20 protein-coding genes are annotated in these 19,831 nt (G+C 34.1%); 11 read left to right on the top strand and 9 right to left on the bottom strand.

Annotated elements, in window-relative coordinates:
- Positions 1-35: 35 nt before the first annotated feature.
- From SFA27_RS10755 to SFA27_RS10735, 5 genes are all read left to right on the top strand, one after another.
- Positions 36-1,106, top strand: a complete 1,071-nt coding sequence (locus SFA27_RS10755; protein WP_407298034.1) for an alpha/beta hydrolase — start codon at positions 36-38, stop codon at positions 1,104-1,106.
- Between the two features lie 21 nt (positions 1,107-1,127).
- The gene (locus SFA27_RS10750) at positions 1,128-1,868 is read left to right on the top strand and encodes a carboxymuconolactone decarboxylase family protein (protein WP_407298033.1); all 741 of its coding nucleotides are present in this window, start codon (positions 1,128-1,130) and stop codon (positions 1,866-1,868) included.
- 9 nt (positions 1,869-1,877) lie between these two features.
- Positions 1,878-2,969 (top strand): alpha/beta hydrolase, encoded by a 1,092-nt coding sequence (locus SFA27_RS10745; RefSeq protein ID WP_407298032.1) that lies wholly within the window; start codon positions 1,878-1,880, stop codon positions 2,967-2,969.
- Between the two features lie 23 nt (positions 2,970-2,992).
- Entirely contained in the window at positions 2,993-3,454 is a 462-nt protein-coding gene (locus SFA27_RS10740; RefSeq protein ID WP_407298031.1) for a cupin domain-containing protein, read from the top strand.
- A 250-nt stretch (positions 3,455-3,704) separates the two neighbouring features.
- Positions 3,705-4,658 carry a DUF6624 domain-containing protein gene (locus SFA27_RS10735; RefSeq protein WP_407298030.1) on the top strand — a complete coding sequence of 318 codons (954 nt, stop codon included), beginning with the start codon at positions 3,705-3,707 and terminating at the stop codon, positions 4,656-4,658.
- A 387-nt stretch (positions 4,659-5,045) separates the two neighbouring features.
- Here SFA27_RS10735 and SFA27_RS10730 read toward each other — a convergent pair whose 3' ends face one another.
- From SFA27_RS10730 to SFA27_RS10700, 7 genes are all read right to left on the bottom strand, one after another.
- Entirely contained in the window at positions 5,046-6,170 is a 1,125-nt protein-coding gene (locus tag SFA27_RS10730; RefSeq protein ID WP_407298029.1) for an alpha/beta fold hydrolase, read from the bottom strand.
- A gap of 35 nt (positions 6,171-6,205) precedes the next feature.
- Entirely contained in the window at positions 6,206-8,434 is a 2,229-nt protein-coding gene (locus SFA27_RS10725) for a TonB-dependent receptor domain-containing protein (RefSeq protein ID WP_407298028.1), read from the bottom strand.
- Between the two features lie 269 nt (positions 8,435-8,703).
- Positions 8,704-8,865 (bottom strand): hypothetical protein, encoded by a 162-nt coding sequence (locus SFA27_RS10720; protein WP_407298027.1) that lies wholly within the window; start codon positions 8,863-8,865, stop codon positions 8,704-8,706.
- A 31-nt stretch (positions 8,866-8,896) separates the two neighbouring features.
- Positions 8,897-9,067, bottom strand: a complete 171-nt coding sequence (locus SFA27_RS10715) for a hypothetical protein (protein ID WP_407298026.1) — start codon at positions 9,065-9,067, stop codon at positions 8,897-8,899.
- A 522-nt stretch (positions 9,068-9,589) separates the two neighbouring features.
- On the bottom strand, positions 9,590-10,729 hold the full coding sequence (locus SFA27_RS10710; RefSeq protein ID WP_407298025.1) for a serine hydrolase domain-containing protein: 1,140 nt from the start codon (positions 10,727-10,729) through the stop codon (positions 9,590-9,592).
- 56 nt (positions 10,730-10,785) lie between these two features.
- Positions 10,786-11,949, bottom strand: coding sequence for a P1 family peptidase (locus tag SFA27_RS10705; RefSeq protein ID WP_407298024.1), 1,164 nt, complete (start codon positions 11,947-11,949; stop codon positions 10,786-10,788).
- A 104-nt stretch (positions 11,950-12,053) separates the two neighbouring features.
- Complete coding sequence (locus SFA27_RS10700) at positions 12,054-12,998, bottom strand: alpha/beta fold hydrolase (RefSeq protein WP_407298023.1); 945 nt, start codon at positions 12,996-12,998, stop codon at positions 12,054-12,056.
- Between the two features lie 78 nt (positions 12,999-13,076).
- Between SFA27_RS10700 and SFA27_RS10695 the strand changes: the two genes are divergently transcribed.
- Positions 13,077-13,520, top strand: a complete 444-nt coding sequence (locus SFA27_RS10695) for an Lrp/AsnC family transcriptional regulator (RefSeq protein ID WP_047374626.1) — start codon at positions 13,077-13,079, stop codon at positions 13,518-13,520.
- The gene (locus SFA27_RS10690) at positions 13,492-13,737 is read left to right on the top strand and encodes an alpha/beta hydrolase (protein WP_407298022.1); all 246 of its coding nucleotides are present in this window, start codon (positions 13,492-13,494) and stop codon (positions 13,735-13,737) included. The genes SFA27_RS10695 and SFA27_RS10690 overlap by 29 nt, the downstream gene beginning before the upstream one ends.
- Positions 13,738-14,166: 429 nt before the next feature.
- Here SFA27_RS10690 and SFA27_RS10685 read toward each other — a convergent pair whose 3' ends face one another.
- Positions 14,167-14,778 (bottom strand): hypothetical protein, encoded by a 612-nt coding sequence (locus SFA27_RS10685; protein ID WP_407298021.1) that lies wholly within the window; start codon positions 14,776-14,778, stop codon positions 14,167-14,169.
- A 150-nt stretch (positions 14,779-14,928) separates the two neighbouring features.
- On the opposite strand from SFA27_RS10685, the gene SFA27_RS10680 reads away from it, so the two are divergent.
- The 3 genes from SFA27_RS10680 to SFA27_RS10670 all read left to right on the top strand — a co-directional run bounded on the left by SFA27_RS10680 (position 14,929) and on the right by SFA27_RS10670 (position 17,360).
- Positions 14,929-15,324 carry a VOC family protein gene (locus SFA27_RS10680; RefSeq protein ID WP_407298020.1) on the top strand — a complete coding sequence of 132 codons (396 nt, stop codon included), beginning with the start codon at positions 14,929-14,931 and terminating at the stop codon, positions 15,322-15,324.
- Between the two features lie 196 nt (positions 15,325-15,520).
- Positions 15,521-16,390, top strand: coding sequence for a DMT family transporter (locus SFA27_RS10675; RefSeq protein ID WP_407298019.1), 870 nt, complete (start codon positions 15,521-15,523; stop codon positions 16,388-16,390).
- 94 nt (positions 16,391-16,484) lie between these two features.
- Positions 16,485-17,360: a YDG/SRA domain-containing protein gene (locus SFA27_RS10670; RefSeq protein ID WP_407298018.1), complete on the top strand. Its 876-nt coding sequence runs from the start codon at positions 16,485-16,487 to the stop codon at positions 17,358-17,360.
- Between the two features lie 69 nt (positions 17,361-17,429).
- Here the strand turns inward: SFA27_RS10670 and SFA27_RS10665 are convergent, their stop codons facing one another.
- Positions 17,430-18,212: a YdcF family protein gene (locus SFA27_RS10665; protein WP_407298017.1), complete on the bottom strand. Its 783-nt coding sequence runs from the start codon at positions 18,210-18,212 to the stop codon at positions 17,430-17,432.
- A gap of 737 nt (positions 18,213-18,949) precedes the next feature.
- On the opposite strand from SFA27_RS10665, the gene SFA27_RS10660 reads away from it, so the two are divergent.
- Positions 18,950-19,711, top strand: a complete 762-nt coding sequence (locus SFA27_RS10660; protein WP_264517854.1) for an O-methyltransferase — start codon at positions 18,950-18,952, stop codon at positions 19,709-19,711.
- Positions 19,712-19,831: the final 120 nt, after the last annotated feature.

The raw sequence follows: 19,831 nt of genomic DNA, 5'->3' as shown, positions 1-19,831 counted from the left end.
TCTTTCCTTTTGATATTCAACTTAAAAAAGGAGTAATGCTGAATAAAACGACAACATATTTAAGCTTAATCATCTTAATTTTAGTATCAAATTTAATTGCTAAGGCACAGAATAAGGTGGTACAAAAACCCATTACTATTGTATCACAAGGTAATTTTTCAGCCGGAGGCTCAGTTATCAAAAGTGAAGGTGTTTTCGATCCGTTAAAACCATGGAATGTGCCCCAAGGCGGACAAACAAGACACGGAGACCACGCCGATGTTTTTTATCAAATTCCGGTAAAACCTAAAAAACTTTCGATGGTTTTCCTTCACGGTTACGGACAATCTAGACGAAGCTGGCAGACCACAGCGGATGGAAGAGAAGGTTTTGCAAATATTTTTTTAAGAAAAGGTTATAGTATATATCTCGTTGATCAACCAGGTCGGGGAGAGGCTGGGCAGACTACAAAACCCGGACAAATTAGCGGTACGCCAGATGACCAGACTTGGTTCACTCAATTTAGAATTGGATTATATCCCCAATTCAATGAGGGTGTTCAGTTTCCAAAAGACAGCATTTCTATGGATCAATTTTTCCGTATGATGACACCCAATACAGGAAATGTAGACGAGACAACAATTGTAAATGCAATGTCTTCAGTTATGGATAAATCTGGAAATGGGATTCTTTTCACACATTCGGCAGGAGGTTCTCCCGGTTGGAAAACAGTCATTAAAAATGAACATATAAAAGCCGTTATTGCCAACGAACCTGGAGGATTCACCTTTCCGGAAGGTGAAGAACCTGAAGGAAACCGAGGAGGAAAGGGAGTGCCAGTGAATGAATTTATGAAGCTTACCAAAATCCCAATTGTAGTTTACTACGGAGATTATATTCCAACTGAAGAAACCAACGCAGCATCCCTAAATTTTTGGAGAAATGTTTTGACAATGGCAAGGCAATGGGCAAAAGTTGTCAATAGCCACGGTGGTGATGTTACTATTGTTCATCTTCCTGAATTGGGCATTAAGGGAAATACCCATTTTCTAATGTCAGATCTGAACAATGTAGAAATAGCAGAATTATTATCAAAATGGCTGAAAGAGAAAGGTTTGGATAAGTAATTAACCTTTAAATGTAAAATAATGAAACAATTGAAGTATTTCATTCTAATCATACAAATAATGAGTATTTCACTTTTTACAACCGGTATGAAAGCGCAGCGATTAACAACACAAAGGAGTCATTTAAGTGAAAAAGACAAAAATATCATTACCATTTCCTCATTTACAGCACAAGGTAGATTACCAGAATTAAAAGGCAGCTTAAACTCCGGTCTTGAGTCAGGTCTGACCATTAATGAAATAAAAGAAATTTTAATACATACTTATGCCTATTGTGGTTTTCCAAGAAGTATAAGAGGCTTACAGAGTTTTATGGAAGTTCTTGAGGAAAGGAAGGCAAAAGGTATTAATGATAATATTGGAAAAGCAGCTTCAATTATAGGAAATAATAATAGCAAGTACGCACGAGGAAAGAAAATTCTGGAAGAGCTTACCCGAGCACAGCAGCCAGATAAACTTTCGGGTTATTCAGCCTTTGCTCCAGCAATAGATACATTTTTAAAGGAACATTTATTCGCAGATATCTTTGAAAGAGATGTTTTGACGTATGTTCAAAGGGAACTTGCTACGATTTCTGTAATCACCGCTATTGGTGATGCAGACCCGATGTTACAATCTCATTTAGGTATTTCTTTAAACTTAGGATGGTCACCGGAGCAGTTGAATGAATTTGTTACCGTAATCAGTTCTACCATTAGTATAGAAAAATCAAATGCAGCTAAAATGATCTTGAACCAGGTTTTAAAAAATAGAACTAAATAAGTTAAAAAAATGAAAAAGATTACGATATCAATAGCAGCATTAATCGCGGTTACGACAAGCTTAAGTATTAATGCTCAAACGAAAAAAATTAATCAAACAAAAATGGAAAAAACTGGAGTGATCCAACATAGTAATCCTTTCGGATTGGCTTATGATGATGCAATTACAGAAAATGTAGCAGGAAAAGTAAATATTCACCCTGTAAAATATAAATTGAATGGAATTGATATTGCTGCTAATGTTTACACTCCGGCAAATTATAACCCTTCAAAAAAATATGCAGCAATCACTGTTGCACATCCAAATGGTGGCGTTAAAGAACAGACAGCAGGACTTTATGCACAGCGATTGGCAGAAGCCGGTTACATTACTATTGCCGCAGATGGCTCTTATCAGGGGGCTAGTGGTGGGGAACCCCGCCATACAGATAAGCCAGTCTTCAGAACAGAAGATATCCACGGAATGGCAGATTTTATTTCTCAATACCCCGGAGTTGATATCAACCGTATTGGTGCATTCGGGATTTGCGGCGGTGGTGGTTACACTTTAAAAGCCACTCAATCTGACAAAAGATTTAAGGTGGTTGCTACTTTAAGTATGTTCAATTCAGGGGAGGTTAGACGTAACGGATTTCTGAATTCGGGATTGAATACAATACAGGAACGATTAAAACAAGCTTCTGATGCGAGAGCTCAAGAAGCAGCAGGCGGTAAAATAATATATTCAGGTGTGGCAAGTATTACGGATGAAGAAATCCAGAAAATTAGTACCGACCTGTATCGTGAAGGATATATATATTACTACAGAACCAATGCTCACCCAAATTCAACTTTCTTGTATCCTACTAGTAATTTATTGGATTTAATGACTTGGGATGCTGCAGAGAATATGGATTTAATCAATCAACCTTTATTGATGATTGCAGGCAGTAAAGCAGATACCAAGTACATGACAGATGAAGCATTTCCAAAAGCGGTAAATGCAAAAGAGAAAGAATTGTTTATTATTGACGGTGCAACGCATATCCAAACGTATTGGAGACCAGAATATGTAGAAAAAGTAGTGAATAAACTAACTGAATTCTTTGAAAAAAATTTATAACCAATGAAAATTCTAATATTAAGATGAAACATGTAGTTATATTACTTCTATCAGTGTTACTTTTATCAAGTTGTTGTACTAAGTCCATATTAGAAGGGGGAAAGACCTATATTTTCCCAAAAGGCGAGAAAGTAACCAACAACAATTTTACAGGTAACGTCTGGCTGAAAATGCTTGGTCAGGATGAACAATTACTTACTATAAGCATAGGTAATGTAACTTTTGAACCAGGAGCAAGAACCAAATGGCATCTGCATCCTGGAGGGCAGATTATACTTGTAACTGACGGTATTGGGTATTATCAGGAAAAAGGTCAAATGAAAAAAATATTGCATAAAGGTGATGTTATAAAATGTCCGCCAAATGTTGTGCATTGGCATGGTGCAAGTCCAGACAGTCATCTTGTTCATTTGGCAATTTCAGATAATGACAAAGGTGCAGTAATGTGGCTGGAACCTGTAACTGATGAAGAATTTTATAAATAATTGATTTTCTGTTACCATGAAAAGATGATTGAAATTAAATACATATTTTATTTAACTAATACACAATGTAATTTGTTCATATTAGTATAATTAATAGAAAAAACAGAAATAGTAAAACAAAAAATTCGTCAATCCTCCGGAAACCTAGGATAATTTTTTTTTGTGATCTCTTAACAATCCAATCATCAAAATAAATTTTATATTAGTAGCATAATAACCATCTAAAATTTAGCAATTAAATACAGAAAAAATGAGGAATACTATTTATACTTTGTTATTATTATTTTTATTCACAGGCATTAATGCTCAAGAATATTTAAAATTAATAAGTGAAGCTGATAAATTATATAGAACAAAAGATTATAAAATGTCTACTGATTTATATAATAAAGCTTTTAAAATTGAAAGCGAAAATCCAAGCCACTTATATAATGGCGCATGCTCATCTTCTTTAGCAGGAAATACAAAACAAGCATTTAAATGGTTGAACTTATCAATAGAAAAAGGGTGGACAAATCTAAAGCACTTAAATTCCGATACTGATTTAGAAAATTTACATTCAAAAAAAGAGTGGGGGAAAACAATTGAAAAGTTAGAAAAAAAATTAGCGTTACTAGAAGCAAATTATGACAAACCATTGCAGGCTGAATTATTGACAATTCTTGAAGAAGACCAAAAATATAGAATGCAAATGAATGAAACTCAAAAAAAATTCGGTCAGGATTCTAAAGAAATGAATGAACTTTGGAAAATAACCAATCAGAAAGACTCCATTAACTTATTAAAAGTAAAAAAAATATTGGATGAAAAAGGCTGGGTAGGTAAAGACAAAGTAGGCGCACAAGCCAACAGTGCATTATTTCTTGTTATTCAGCATTCAGATTTGCAAACGCAAAAAAAATATTTACCAATGATGAAAGAAGCTGTAACAAAAGGAAATGCAAGTGCTGGTTCTTTAGCTTTGCTAATTGATAGAATAGAAATTCGGGAAGGTAGAAAACAAATATACGGAAGCCAGATAGGAATCAATCAAAGTAATAATACTTACTATATTTTACCATTAACTGATCCTGACAATGTAGATAAAAGAAGAACAGAAGTTGGCTTAGGTCCGATCTCTGAGTATGTTAAAAATTGGGATTTAATTTGGGATGTTGAAAAATATAAAAGTGAATTACCCGAATTAGAAAAATTAAATAAATAGAGAAGACATCTGCTAACAGCAGTTACAAAAGTGGCGGATTAAAAAATCTTTAAATTAAGCCTTAATCCGCCACTTTTTTTCTGGATTTAAGGAAACGACTGTGAGCTATAATGATAATCATAGATAATCTGGAAGCTGCTTAGCACAACCTGGGATAAATAGTGAAATCTAATATAATCTGTGAATCTTTGAAACCAAAATAATATACAATTTAACTAATACACAGTGTCATTTGTTCATAATGATTTCGTTATCCGTATGCCGATGATTGTCAACCCTATTTAGTTGCTCGGTTTTATCATTGGTGTAAGAAATGTAAAAGTCTTTTATAGGTGTGTTTTTAAAGCTTTCTTTTTCATTATATATTTTATGCCTTACTTGCTTTCATCAATATTTTTTTAACACTATCGGTCTTATTTCATTTACGAAAGTTAATAGCATTTTCCCAGGTTCTTCTACTGGAATAAGATGTGCGGAATTTTCAAACCAAATATTTTTTTTCATCGGAGCTTTTAGTTGATTCATCCATTTAATAACAGGCAATGTGGGGGTAGTATAGTCGTGTCTTCCTAACAACATGATAACAGGGATGGAAAGACTTTTAACTTTTGAAAAATCAAAATTTAGAAATTCATCCATAACTTTTTCCAATGTGAACAAACTTCCAAGTCCTATGGCTTCTGCATCATCAATTGTATATTCGGGATAAAGTAAAGGGGCATTGAAATAATAAAAATTATTATTTCTATAAGCGCTTAATCCACCATAGTATTGTGGCCATTTTCTGGCAATGATAATACGTTCTCTGGTAACAGGTTGATTTCCCGGGTAGGGATAAATGGATTGTAATTCTTTAAGAGCTTCTGTATTATTCTTTTCATTAGCCATTTTCAAACCATATTCATAGCTAAGTTTTTCGTTTTCTTGCATAGTGATTATTTGCCCAATACCAATATAGGCATAATACCATTGAGGTGCTTTTACCGCTGCTTTTAAGCCAATTATTGTACCCCAGCTATGTCCTGTTAAAAATACTTTTTTTTGCTTGTATTTTTGCGTTATCAACCGGGTAATTTCAAGGGCATCATCTACAAAAGTATCAATGTGCATCGTTTTACCTAAGGCTAATGTATCATTGGCTCGATAAGTTTTTCCGGCTCCACGTTGGTCGTAATTTACAACGGTAAAATATTCTTCCAAAGCCCTTTGGTAAGTCCAACTCACAGCACTTAACGGAGAGGCAGGGCCTCCGTGTATAAAAATGATAATAGGATTGTTTTTATCTTTCCCTCTTACATTTATCCATTGTTTTATACCTCCAATATTTGCAAAAAAACTTTCCTGAATTCCATTTGGATTAACAATAGAATCTAACTCTTTTATGATTTCTTTAGACTTAAAATATTCATCATTTTGATTATTTTGTCCAAATACAACAACAGAAAAGAGTACTATTGCTAAGATTAAAATTTTATTTTTCACTGGACTTATGTATTCACTAAATTTTTTCATAGGAAAATTTAAATATTTTTCAGATAACAATTTTATTATTTTGTTCTGTTTTTGATTTCATCAGAAGCATTATTGAAATCACGGATTTTTTCAATTTTTTTGTTTCCGAAATTATACGAGATAGAAACAGTTAACTGACGCGGATAGTTGTAAATATTGACATAATTGTAATTCCCGTTTTGTTGCTGATCATCAATTATAACTCTGTTGGTATTTAAAACATCATAAACGGTTGCTGAAAAGGTCCAGTCATTCCATATTTTTTTGAGTCCTATTTCCAAACTGCCAAGTGGTCTTAACTGTCCCAATTCTATCTGGTAATTCCCAACGTACCAATAATTAATGCTGGCAAACCATGTTTTAGCCTGATCAAGTCTTATACTATTATTAGTCGAAATTGTTATTCCATTTGATTTTCGGGTATTGATATATGCCGGAAACTTTTCACCTGTTAACGGATCTGTATCAATACTCCCATCATTAATATTATGCTGTAAGCCGATACTTACATTGGTATTCCAATACTGTTTAAAAAATGATTTCTGGAAACCGATTGTAAAATTTAATTCCTGACGGTTGCCAAAATTGGTTCTTATATACCTCAATATATTTACATGGCTGCCGTTACCGTAAATTATCCCCTGCAGAGGTACCTGCAGAATAACATCTTTATAATATTTATGACCGGCAATGAAAAAATATGAATTTTTGAACATATAATTAAGTTCCTGCGAATAAACTGCGGATGCTTTCATAAATGGATTATTCTGAACATAATTAGTTTCCGTTAAATAGGTTCTCACAGGGTTCACCTCCCAAAATGAGGGTCTTTTCATACGGCCTGAAAAAGAATATGAAAGATTATGGTCTTTGCTGATTGAGTAATTCAGATTTACGTAAGGTAAAATATTGTGATAGTTTCTCGTAAGATTCTTTAAATTGTCATCCTGAGCATTATAAGAGTTTCCTTTATTTTGTGTTAATTCATAGCGGATTCCGGCTTTTGCAGAAATTTTATCACTTATTTTTTTTTCTGCAGTCAAATATCCTCCGTAAATATTCTCCAGATAAAAAAAATGATTTGGATTTCTAACTACTACATTGGCAGCCAATTGATATAGGCTTGTTTCTGTATCATTATCTGTTTTCGTATAGCTGTAATTTCCTCCAAAAGACAGGGTGAAATCATTTTTAAATTTCTTAAAATAATCCACCGTTACAGAAAAGCTGTTAATAATCTGTGGCGTTTCCTGAATAATCTGGCTGATATCTTCTCCTGTATTTCCATTAGAATCCGCTGCTGATGTTGTATTGAGGCTATTCTGTTTTTTTCTGAAGTTTAGATAGGCTGCATTTATATTTAGTTTACTGCCAAGTGAATCTGTTTTTAATTCATAATTTAAATTGACAGAATTATTATAAGATTGGGTGTTTTCATGATTTATGCTTCGATTGTAGCCAGTTTTCCAGACGGTATCGTTTAATACATTTACAGTGTTAAATAAATTGGTAACCGATATGAAATTTTTGTTGTACCAGGTGTTATAGCTCAATGCAAGGTTGCTTTTGTCATTTAAAGCATAATCTATATTCAGATATCCTCCATAGTCCTTGTTTGGAACAGATACGGTTCCTTCCGAATGGTTTGAAGCTATATTGCTGCCATTTTCCAATATATAATACTGCCGCTTGGTGTTTTCACTGCTATTAAAACTTGAATTAATTCCGAGCTTATTTTTTCTGTAATTGATAGAAAATCCCATTCCAGGATTGTTGTAATATCCCTGATTATTGCTCATTCTTAAGCTTCCGTTCAAGCCATTTTCTCTTATCTTTTTTAGAATAATATTGATGACCCCGTCTGAAGATTCAACTTGAAATTCACTGCCGGGCATAGTAATAATCTCTATTTTCTGTATACTTTCAGATGGCATGCTTTTTAAAAAGGCTGCCAGGGCATCAGCATCCATTTGAGTTTTTTTACCATTGATATATATTACAGCATTTGATTTTCCAGCAATCCGTAAAGTCTTATCATCCATTGATGAAATCAGGGGAGTTTCTTTTAAAATACTGAAGGCTGTAGCCCCTTTTGCTGCCGGAGAAGCTCCTATATCATATATAAAACGGTCATTTTTTCTCTGAAATTTATTTTTTTTCAGTACAATTTCATTTATTTTCTTTGTTGCTGCCGTATCTTTTTTTTCTTGTGCAGTTACCATTGTTCCGCTCAGTACAATGATTAAATGGAGCAGGCGTTTCATATATTTTATGTTTTTTGTATTACAATGTAGCTTGTTATGCAATATACATGCATACAATTCATGTATTAATTATGAATCTATTTAAATAAGACATTCGAGATATGATAAGTGTTACATCATGAGCTAGATAGCACTGTATTTGTCCCTATAATGAAAGCTATAAACAAAAACCAGCTCAATTAGAGCTATATAAAATGTGTTTATACAGTCAGCCCGGATAGATTGTCTGGTTTATCCGGGCAGGCTGAAGTTTAAATAAAAATTAATCCTTAAGCAGGACAGATGGGATATCCTCCGTTTGGACACTTTAATGTACAGTCCCTTAGAACATAGCCACCGTTGGAAAGCCTGCAGACTCCCTGTACATTACCTCCGGCAATACTTTTCAATTGTTCTCTGGAAAGGCTTTTTTGATTTCTTGAATTTTTCATTGTAATATTTTTTGGTTAGTAAATATGTTAATTATTGTGGGCATACCATTGCCGGACATGCACTAAGGCTGGGGCATCTGGGGATTCCGGCAGGAGGGCAGCATTCATATGAACATTCTGTGATAATGATATTCATTCCGTTGCCCATTACATTTTTTAAATACTCTCTTGAAAGTACTTTTCTGTTTTCTGATTTTTTCATTTTAAAAATTTTAGTTTAGTTATAATTTATATGATTTTGTTATAATTACTTGCTATTACCGTTGGGGTAAAGATCATATTATAATTGATTAATAATGCTTTACTTTCTAAAGAATTAAGGCTCAAAAACCTTTGAATCAAATTTTTTGCTACCAGGTTTATTGAAGTTCAGTCAGTGTACTTTATAACATCAGCTTTTTCATAAGCAGAAGCAGTTTTTTCTTCGGTAAAATAAATGCCAGAAAAAACAACACCATCTGTACCTACTGATTTTGCCTTTTCAATGATTTTTTCTTTTGCCTTATTGTCTTTGTTTCTTGCAATTGTAATAATCCTTCCAACTGTTTTATATGGATATTCTACATCTTTTTCCTTATTATAACATCAATTTTGTCTGAAGCTTTATACGTTTCTCCGGTATAAGAAATGGTGTTGCAGGATATCATTCCTGAAAGCAAAAAGAACGTGAGAATGTGATTGATTTTCATATCTTTATTTTTAAAATTATTTTCGTTCAATTTTATCAGAACAATAAGTTGAAAGTATCTTTTGCATTAAGCAATGCAACCACTTTTGGAGACCATGTATTGAGAAGTATGCATACCGTTACTTTTTGCTTTGGAAAATAATAGGATTTACCGCCAAAGCCAAATACGTGTCCGTCATGACCCAGAGCTACTCCCTGGTTGGTATCCAGTTTCATTAATCCCAACCCATACTGTTTATTGTATTTTAAGTCTGGTTCCAGACGGTCAGGATCGTTATCCACAAAAGTCTGAAGCTGCTGCATTGAAGCGGGAGAAAGTATTTTATTCGTTAACAGGCTCTCCACAAATTGGGCTACATCAGAAGATGTTGAGATCATTCCACCATCAATTGCTCCTTCACCGCCGATTCCGTTATTGTCTATATGAGTTACTTCACTCAATGGCTCATTAGTGGTTTCAGCATAATAGGATCGGGTGAGCTGATCCGGAAGCAGAGTACTTGCTGTTGTATTTTTCAGCCCCAATGGGTTGATTATTTTCTCGTTGATTATCTGATAGGAGGGTTTTCCCGTTACTTTTTTTATAATCAGGGAAAGCAGAAGATAATTGGAATTGCTATAGTATCCCTTTCCAATTGGATCATCGGCAGGTTTATCATAGATCAGCTGAAGGGTCTGCTCTGCGGAATAATTGACAATACTTCCGTCAAAAACACCGGGAGCGATATCCTGTAAATAATTCCGGATTCCCGCTCTGTGATTAAGGCACTGTTCAATCGTTACCTCATTGGCATTGGCAATACGGTCTGTAATAGTGTGAGGAAGATATTTATTGATTTTATCCTTGATATTCAGGAGACCTTCTTCCTGCAATTTCAGAATAGTTGTGGAGGCAAACATTTTCGTCATGCTTCCGATGCGGAGCCTGCTATCGGCAGATATCCTGATACCTTTTTCCCTGTCGGCAAGTCCACCTGAACCGCTCCATGTTCCTTCGGGAGAAATTACTGTGACGTTGACGCCCACAGCGCCGGATGCTATAAACTGATCAACGATGCGCTGATATTTTTTTGCATTCGGGTGCTCGGCGGGCACATCAATAGATTGTTCATCCCTGCAGGAATTCATTGCAGCAAAAACAACAGTAAAAACTGTTAGAAACCATAGTTTTTTCATAGAAAAATTTTAATGAATTAGTATTAAATTAAACTGAAACAGATAAATTTCTCTCCTTATGGTATTCTTTTATATTTTCTTAAGATATCAATCACAGGCTGATGGGGAAGGGCATAGGATTTATTTCCATTGACTCCTTCCATTGTTTCGGCGGCGATCATGGCATTAATGATAGACTCTTCGACGGCCTGTACAGTTGCATCAAATAGAGGGTCAATCAAATCATTGGGGAGCATCTTCACTGTAGAAGAATCTTTTCTCTGAAAAGCTGTGGGATTGGCTGTTGAAAAAGCAATGAAAATATCTCCTGAACTGTTCATTCCATAGCCGCCTACATTCCCGATTCCCAGGGGCACTCTTGATGCAATGCGTTTTAATTGATGGGGCAATAATGGTGCATCCGTTGCAATGACCACAATGATGGAACCGTCACCTTCCTGCCGGTAAGACTGTGAAGGCAGTTTTAATTCGCTGCCCACCGTATTTTCCAGTTCTTTTCCTACCGGTACACCTGCAATCTTCAGGGATTCTTTTCTCCCAAAATTAGCCTGAACCAGAGCGCCAACGGTATAAATAGAATCTCCGGTTTTCACAATCCTTGATGCCGTACCGGTTCCGCCTTTAAAACCAAGGCACATCATCCCGGTTCCACCACCAACATTTCCTTCCTGAATTCTACCTGATTTCGCACTATTTAACGCTTCGTAAACATTGCTTTCTTTTACCTGAAAACCATAGATATCATTTAAAAAGCCATCATACGTTTCAGCCACTACAGGATAAGTGTACCACCAATCTTCTTTATACCAATGTTCTTTTACAAACCATTTGAGAACAGCATCTCTCACTACTCCCACACTATTGGTATTGGTAATCATTATAGGAGTTTCTAAAAAACCGGATTCTGTTACCCAAGTTGTTCCTGTCATTTCGCCATTGCCGTTCAGTGAGTACCAGTTGGCAAAAACAGGATTATTATTCCGGCCCCTTGGCAAAATAGCTGTAACTCCTGTTCGGACAGGTCCTTTACCGATTGTATTTTTACCTTTCCCGGAAATGATTGTACTATAACCTACCTCAACTCCCTTTACGTCCGTTATAGAATTAAATGTGCCAACGGTTCCGCTAAATGGAATTCCTATATCCCTGGCCCTTAATTTCTGTCCAAATGTTAAACTTTGCATATATATCAATAAAAAAGATAGTACTATATTTTTCATAATTATCAATTATAGAAGGCGGTCAGGTAAAATACAATCTCTTTTGAACGCTTCTTTATTAAAATTAAATTGTTAATTTTTAGTTTATTCATATGATGATGATTCTAGCTGAGAAATTTTAAAAGCTCTTGTATAAATACCTCCGGATTTTCCTCAACTACCCAATGCGCTGTTTTAGGAATGCGTACTGATGTAACATTTTCTGCTACTTCTTCCATCATTGCTTTCATAAAAGATCCACTTGTGCTTATTTCCCCTCCAACTGCCAGAACAGGAATCGTTAGTTTCCCATTTTTGGCTATGCTCTTTTCATTGTCCAGTATGTCTTGGTCAAATGCCCGGTAAACTTCCAGTCCGGCTTTCATAGCACCGGCTGAAGAATATGCCTGACTAAAGGTGTCCATATCAGTTTCATTAATAGCTGCTGTATTATAAATACGATAGTTGAAAAAGTATTGTAAATATTGTCGCTCACGACCAGCAATTAGCATTTCAGGCAGGTTGTGTACGTTATGGAATGCAAAATGCCAGACCCTGTGATCTGTCCTTATTTTATCAAATATTTTGGTACCGGGTAAAGGAGCGTCTATTACCACCAGCTGAGATACGGATGTCCGGTATTCTTGTGCATAAGCATACGCAATCATTAAGCCTATATCATGTCCTATAAGGACTACAGGGGTTTGTATCTTAAGGTGTTCCTTTAACAGATGATGAATATCACTGGCCATAGTGCGTTTATCATATCCATCCGCAGGTTTCCAGGAATCTCCGGCTCCGCGATAATCCAAGGCAATAACACGAAATCCTTGATTAACCAATACAGGAATTACAAATCGCCATTCCCACCATGTCTGCGGAAAACCATGTATCAGAACAATTATATTTTCCCCATTTCCTGCTTCTGCATAATGTATTCGTAATGTATTGCTAATAACGGCCATTCCGTGATTCAAGCTAACATCACCAGGTAATTTTTTATCTTTCATATTCTTATAGGTATGTTTCTGCATTAAATTTTTATCTTTACAAAGATCTGATGGGGACATTTAAATCAGACTATCATTTCGATAGAAATAGCTGCTTCAAACTTTCGAATCAATGTTTTTTAATTATTTTATTTCGATATGCAATTAGATAAACTGCACTACGCAATTTTAAACGAACTACAATTAAACGCAAGAGCGAGTAATGCTGAAATAGGCAGAAAAATAGGACTCACAGCTCCGGCTGTTACAGAACGTATAAAAAAGCTGGAAGAAGCAGGGATAATAAAAGGCTATGCTGTTGTTGTGGAATATACAGAATTGCAATACATACAAAATGTTTTAATTGCAATAAAATTACACCCCAATATTATGATTATGTCTTTTTTAAAAGAAACTGAAGAAATAGAAGGGATTGTAAAAATGGTACATACTACAGGAGAATTTTGTTTCTTTTTACATATGTTTCTGAAATCTACACAAGAGATTACTTTAGTCCTGGATCGCTTGAGTAAATTTGGCAGGACAACAACTTATTCTATTCTGTCAGTGCCCATTGATCACAAACCAATTACTTTTAAATAGTGTTGTTGCATACTCAAATGGAGGTATTAAGGAACAGACAGCAGGTCTTTATGCACAACGTTTAGTGGAAGCTGGTTATATTACAATTACTGCAGATGCATCTTATCAAGGGGCAAGCGGGGGAGAACCCCGTCACACCGATAAACCTGTCTATAAAACAGAAGACATTCACGGAATGGCAGATTTTATTTCCCAGTATCCCGGAGTTCAATTGTAAAGATGTCAAACTTTTAAATTGTAATACAGTATTATTTTTCTTAAAATAAATGTATTAAAAAAATCATCCAAATTAATAGACCATTTTATATTTTTTAATACAGCCACGTTTTATTATTTGGTTATGAATTTTAATCTCATTTTTAAAAATAAATATCTGAGCAGATTTACCAAATTCATTGAAAAATATTTTAAAATCTCCATTTAATAAGATAATATCAAAATTATAATCCAATATTTTAAAACCATTGTATAATTCTCAAATAGTTATTAATTAAGAATATTGAGTATTATATCTAAGTCTTAACTTAATTAAAAGTTCTAATTAATTAAATATTAAGCTTTTAATTAAAATAAAGAAATATACCACCATATTTAATTTAACATAATATAAATTATAGGATTTTTATTATTTAACTGAAATAGAGTATTAACCACCCCAGAATCCCTTATTATTTAATTTTCTTTCCAAATATTCTTTAACGGATTCTAAGAACTCTTCCTTGGTCATAAACCTATACAGAAAATCTTCCAGCTTTCCTTCATTTTCAATCTCCTGAAAATAAACTTCATGATCTGTACTATACACCGTCGGATTATTTTGATCAGGATCTGTTGTGCATACAAAAAAATGATCAGGATATCCATAAGAATAAAATATACAGATAAAATCCATCTCGTTGCCTTGTACGATTTCTTTTACTTCATATTCTTCTACAAGCCCATCCAGTTCTCCATAATCCTCAGAGTTTTCTTTAAAGGGCGTGAAAACCCAATCTTTGAAAAAATATTGACCGTACGGCAATTCATGATCGGAAAAATAATGTTCCAGCAAGTTCCTATAAAAACTTTTCTGATTCTCTATATACAAATCTTTATACTGCTCATAATATTGATCGATTCCATAAACATCCCAGTCTTTGTCATAAAGATGATGACTGAAGCTGACACTTTGCCAATTTTCAGCAAAATTTTTATCAGGACGTACAGCGTCTATTTTCCCTCCTAACTTTTTGATTTTCTTTACAATACTCTCATTCATGGGTGCTATAATTTATTTTTCAAATATATTATGTTAAATTAAAGTTGTTAATAAATCTCTCTTTGATCTAAAAATACAAAATCTTGCCACATGACAGTTTTTATTCCGTAAAAACAGAATACCTTTACCTTAACCAAAAAATAAAATAATATGAAACCTAAAATGATCTGGGCTAATCTGGCCGTAACCGACCTTGAACGCACTCAGAAATTCTATACTGAGCTGGGATTCAAACCCAATAATCCTCACAGTTCCAATGAACTGGTAAGTTTTTTTATGGCAGGAAATGAATTGATTATTCACTTTTTCTTAAAAAATGTCATAGAAAACAACCTGAAAAGTATGAAATTTGGTGATCCACAAAGTTCTAACGAAATTATATTTACCCTTTCTGCAGAAAGTAAAAATCAAGTTGATGATTGGGCTGTAGAAGTTAGAAATGCCGGAGGAACCATTGTTTCGGAGCCTGAAAGTTTTGGAGAAAACTACTATGGTTTTGTATTTGCAGACCCTGATGGACACAAGTTTAATGTATTCTTTATGTAGATTTTCAAAATATTTTTGCCTATATTTGACATTCAACAGATCAATATGAACCGCTCGAACTGTCTGCCTCCTCCGGCACCTTAATATTTTCAATTTAATTTGAAGTGTACTCATGTTGTTAACTTATTAACGGCCGGGTTTTTCATGCTTCACATTCTAACAAAAATATTAATCCAATTTTACAGTTCGTTCTCTAATGAAAAAATCATATTTATTATTACATCTGGCCGTAATTCTGGCCGGATTTACAGGGGTATTCGGAAAACTGATCACTCTTAACGAAGGTTTGCTGGTCTGGTACAGGCTCCTCTTCTCCTCTATTATTTTGTTCTTTATTGTAAAGTTCTTGAAAATTCCAACTGATATTCCTTTCCGGGGAAAAATTCAGATTTCAAAAGCCGGTTTACTGCTTACCTTACATTGGCTTCTTTTTTATGCGAGTATAAAATATGCCAATATATCCATTGGTGTAGTATGTTACTGTCTGACAAGTTTTTTTACAGCGGTATTCAAACCTGTTATTGATAAGGAGAAGTTCAAGCTTTCAGAATTACTTCTCAGTATGCTGACAATCATTGGGATCAGCTTAATATTTCATTTTGATACTTCTTATCAGCTTGGGATTATTTTAGGAGTTTTTTCATCGGCATTCGGCGCTCTGTATACTATTTATAACAAACGTCTGGTGAGTCATTTTGACACCAAAGTGATCAATTATTACCAGATGATTGCCGGTACTTTATGCTGGGGAGCATTTTTGCCCGTATATCTCCTCTATTTTCAGTCGGATAGCATAGTTCCTGACTTGAAAAATACCGCTTATTTGGGCGTTTTATCGCTTTTATGTACAGTCGGCTTATATGTTATGTTTGCCGAGGTTTTGAAGAAAATTCCGGCATTTACTGTGAACCTAACCTACAATCTGGAGCCCGTATACGCAATCATTATGGCCTTTTTATTTTTCGGAGAAAGCAAAGAAGTGAATCTTTCGTTTTATATAGGATTGATGTTTATTATTGCTTCTGTAGTTTTACAGACGGTGATTTCTATTAAGAAAAAACATTAAAACTTCGATATATAAATAAAAACATTCTAAAAACAGTTTATTTACGGTTATTTTTTTACTTAAAATTATAAATTTGTACTTAAATAAAATAACCGTGAGTAAACCTATTGTATTTGGTGAGATAGAAGGCATTGAAGAAGGACATCATTTTAATAATAGAAGAGAAATGATGACAACAAGCTTTCACAGGAATTGGGCAGCAGGAATTGATGGAAACTCAAAAGAAGGTACTGCTGCTATCGTTCTTTCTGGAGGATATGAAGATGATTTAGATTATGGAGAAGAAATTATTTATACAGGCGCAGGTGGTAATGATAATACTACTGGAAAACAAATAAAAGATCAAGCTTGGGAAAAAGGAAATGCTGGGCTTATAAAAAGTATGGACCAAGGATTACCTGTAAGGGTCATTCGTGGTTCATCCCATCAGTCAGAATTTTCACCTAAAGAAGGATATTTATATGCTGGGTTATATAGTGTTGTAGATGCTTGGGAAGAAATTGGTAAAAGTGGTTTCAAAATTTGTAGATTTCGTCTAGAATATTCTGGAAATAATCAATCTAAAAAAACAGTACAACAAATTGAATTAGACTATTCTGAAAGAATCAAAAGAACTTTAGAAAGTACAGTTCTAAGAATTGTACGAGATACAAAAGTAGCATGGCAGATAAAAAAATTATATGATTTTAAATGTCAAGTTTGCCAAATTTCTATTCCTACCAAATTAGGTCATTATGCGGAAGGTGCCCATATCAAGCCATTAGGTAAACCCCATAATGGCGATGATAATCCCAATAATCTTATTTGCCTTTGTCCCAATCATCATATTATGTTTGACAAAGGAGTATTTTCAATCAAAGATAATTTGCAATTAATTGGGTGTTTATCAGGCAACTTAATAATTCATGACCACCATACATTGAATCCTGCAAATTTACAATATCACCGTCAAACACACGGTTTTGAATAAAAAAACTGGCCTCTCAAAAAATCTTGAGAGGCCTTTTTATTTAATTTTATATATGTAAAATCCAGAATATTATCCATTCAATCCCCAACTATTATACAGCTTCACCTGCCATATTCCCAACACTTCTTTTAACATCACAAAAGTAAATGCTGCATTATAGCTGTTAGGAAATAGTGTTATTTCAGTATCTATAAAATCTGATGCTTGTGGAACAGGGTTTAATCCAAATGTATGAAACAGAGCAACAGATCTTTTCATATGAAACCCAGAAGTAACCAAATATATATCAGATGGAGCTAGCTGCTTTACGATCTTACTGGAATACTTTGCATTTTCATATGTGTTCATGCTTTTATCTTCCTTAATCATATCAGTATCTGAGACCCCCATTTTTTTAAAGTTTTCACGGAATAATTCTGCTTCACTTGTATGTCCTCTTCCCTTTCCAGAAATTACTATTTTGCAGGGTAAATTATTTTTCTTGAATTCATAATACAATTGATAAGCTGTAACAATTCTGGAATAAGACATCGTATGTAGTTTTTCTGTATTGTTAATATCTACAACTCCACCGCCCAGTACAACAATAACAGGTTTCTGAGAAACTGAATTCTTCAACTCAGAAGTATTAATATAGCTTTTCTGCAGATATCCGGAAGTCAGTTTTCCCAGAAAACCATTTCCTATAAAGATGACGATTAAAACTGCCACAATACCAATTCCTATTCTCAGGTTTTTACGTTTGTTTTTTCTTTTCAGCAGAGCAATGATAACTACTGCAAGAAATACTAAAAAATAAGGTTCTGTAAAAAGTTGTAAAACACGAAATAAAAAGTCTAATAAAAATTTCATCTTCAAATAATTGATTAATGCTTAGAAAACATCGAAACCGCAAAGATAAGCTATTTCTCGAGTATAGCTTTCCACAGTTATAGACCATTAAAAATTATCAGAATAATTTGGTCTCATTTTTCTTTCTGTTTATACAATTATTTTATACATTTGCAAACAACACACTTTTTAGTGTGTTAACGAAAAGCAAAATACCTACCCAAGTGAAAAAGCAGAAAAGTATCGCCGTTTTAATGACTGTACTCCATATATTTCTGGACAGACATTTTTGTAAAGAAAAAAATAAAAATTCTTCCTTAACTATAAAGAGGCCATTTTAAATTTAGATAGAAAAACCCTTTAAGACTAAGAATCAGATCCTTATTGGATCTGCTCGGTGTTCTATAAAAATATCACTGGCAAGGAAGGAAATACAAATTTTTCCTTTGACAGATGATAACTTTCTCCCACAATACCATTCTCATAACTGCATAGGTTTCGGCCGCCTTTGGCAGCCGAAACCATCCATCCTCCTTCATCAGGCAAGTTCACTTACTCATTCTTAGCTTCCTAAAATAAAACCAATCACACTTTAAAACTTTGCGTTTAATTCAAAATATAAGATTTATTATTGATTAATTACCAGATATATTATTAAAAAATCATAAACATATTGACTGTCAAAATTAATATTATCTCAATACAATATGGTTTTTAATCAAATACATTTGTCTTGTAATTTTAATATAATCAGTGAAATGTCAACAGTTCTCAAAACATTTGTAGCTTATCTTAAAAGACCTGCTCTTTATCCTGAACTGGGCAGAAAAATTATTAAAAATACGGTAAGCAGAAGAAGCCCGTTCAAAGGAAAAGCAAAAACAAATGCCTGGGCTGCATCTATAGCAGTTTCTCAAAAAGTAGCAGTTTCTTGGCTTTTCTCTATGGATATTGATCATTTCAGAAATACCTATGCTGATATTCTGGAAAAAGCAAGTGCAAAAGAAGCGCAATGCCCTATTACAATGGGTGGTCCCGGCGCACTGGAGCTTATTTATTATGCATGTGAATTTACCAAAGCTCAAAATGTCCTGGAAACCGGAGTAGCTTATGGATGGTCTTCTCTGGCCATATTGCTTTCACTTCAAAAAAGAAATGGCACACTCTATAGCTCAGATATGCCCTATCTTGCTCAGGATGGTGATCAGTATGTAGGTTATATTGTCCCTGAAAACCTTAAAAAACATTGGAAATTATTCCGTTTTGCAGATAGAGAATCTTTACCCAAAATTTTTAAACAGGTTTCCTCTTTTGATGTTTTCCACTATGATTCTGATAAAAGTTACCATGGAAGAATGTGGGCTTACCAACAAATTTATAAAAGATTGAAGCCTGGTGCCGTGTTTATTAGTGATGATATTGGCGACAATTCTGCTTATCAGGATTTTTGTACTAAGAAAAATATTAGAACTACCGTTGTAGAATATAGCGGAAAATACATCGGAATTTTCATAAAATAAATAAAATCTGCTAAAAGCTCTCATTCGCTTCATCGGGCAAGTTCACTTGCCCATCCTTGGCCTCCTCAAAAAATAAAACTCATCATCTGAAAACTTTGCGTTAGAAAAAGCGCATTACAC

It is taken from the genome of Chryseobacterium sp. HR92, assembly GCF_045689405.1.
GTDB classification, from domain to species: domain Bacteria; phylum Bacteroidota; class Bacteroidia; order Flavobacteriales; family Weeksellaceae; genus Chryseobacterium; species Chryseobacterium viscerum_A.
Note: the sequence above shows the minus strand (reverse complement) of the source record. Positions and strands in the feature narration are given on the sequence as shown.

What these genes read in the sequence shown, in the direction of transcription:
- SFA27_RS10730 (WP_407298029.1), bottom strand. Translation starts at nt 6,170, where the DNA reads ATGAAAAAATTTAGTGAATACATAAGTCCAGTGAAAAATAAAATTTTA.
- SFA27_RS10710 (WP_407298025.1), bottom strand. Translation starts at nt 10,729, where the DNA reads ATGAAAAAACTATGGTTTCTAACAGTTTTTACTGTTGTTTTTGCTGCA.
- SFA27_RS10675 (WP_407298019.1), top strand. Translation starts at nt 15,521, where the DNA reads ATGAAAAAATCATATTTATTATTACATCTGGCCGTAATTCTGGCCGGA.
- SFA27_RS10725 (WP_407298028.1), bottom strand. Translation starts at nt 8,434, where the DNA reads ATGAAACGCCTGCTCCATTTAATCATTGTACTGAGCGGAACAATGGTA.
- SFA27_RS10745 (WP_407298032.1), top strand. Translation starts at nt 1,878, where the DNA reads ATGAAAAAGATTACGATATCAATAGCAGCATTAATCGCGGTTACGACA.
- SFA27_RS10735 (WP_407298030.1), top strand. Translation starts at nt 3,705, where the DNA reads ATGAGGAATACTATTTATACTTTGTTATTATTATTTTTATTCACAGGC.
- SFA27_RS10695 (WP_047374626.1), top strand. Translation starts at nt 13,077, where the DNA reads ATGCAATTAGATAAACTGCACTACGCAATTTTAAACGAACTACAATTA.
- SFA27_RS10755 (WP_407298034.1), top strand. Translation starts at nt 36, where the DNA reads ATGCTGAATAAAACGACAACATATTTAAGCTTAATCATCTTAATTTTA.
- SFA27_RS10720 (WP_407298027.1), bottom strand. Translation starts at nt 8,865, where the DNA reads ATGAAAAATTCAAGAAATCAAAAAAGCCTTTCCAGAGAACAATTGAAA.
- SFA27_RS10740 (WP_407298031.1), top strand. Translation starts at nt 2,993, where the DNA reads ATGAAACATGTAGTTATATTACTTCTATCAGTGTTACTTTTATCAAGT.
- SFA27_RS10660 (WP_264517854.1), top strand. Translation starts at nt 18,950, where the DNA reads ATGTCAACAGTTCTCAAAACATTTGTAGCTTATCTTAAAAGACCTGCT.
- SFA27_RS10750 (WP_407298033.1), top strand. Translation starts at nt 1,128, where the DNA reads ATGAAACAATTGAAGTATTTCATTCTAATCATACAAATAATGAGTATT.
- SFA27_RS10685 (WP_407298021.1), bottom strand. Translation starts at nt 14,778, where the DNA reads ATGAATGAGAGTATTGTAAAGAAAATCAAAAAGTTAGGAGGGAAAATA.
- SFA27_RS10665 (WP_407298017.1), bottom strand. Translation starts at nt 18,212, where the DNA reads ATGAAATTTTTATTAGACTTTTTATTTCGTGTTTTACAACTTTTTACA.
- SFA27_RS10715 (WP_407298026.1), bottom strand. Translation starts at nt 9,067, where the DNA reads ATGAAAAAATCAGAAAACAGAAAAGTACTTTCAAGAGAGTATTTAAAA.
- SFA27_RS10700 (WP_407298023.1), bottom strand. Translation starts at nt 12,998, where the DNA reads ATGTCCCCATCAGATCTTTGTAAAGATAAAAATTTAATGCAGAAACAT.
- SFA27_RS10705 (WP_407298024.1), bottom strand. Translation starts at nt 11,949, where the DNA reads ATGAAAAATATAGTACTATCTTTTTTATTGATATATATGCAAAGTTTA.
- SFA27_RS10680 (WP_407298020.1), top strand. Translation starts at nt 14,929, where the DNA reads ATGAAACCTAAAATGATCTGGGCTAATCTGGCCGTAACCGACCTTGAA.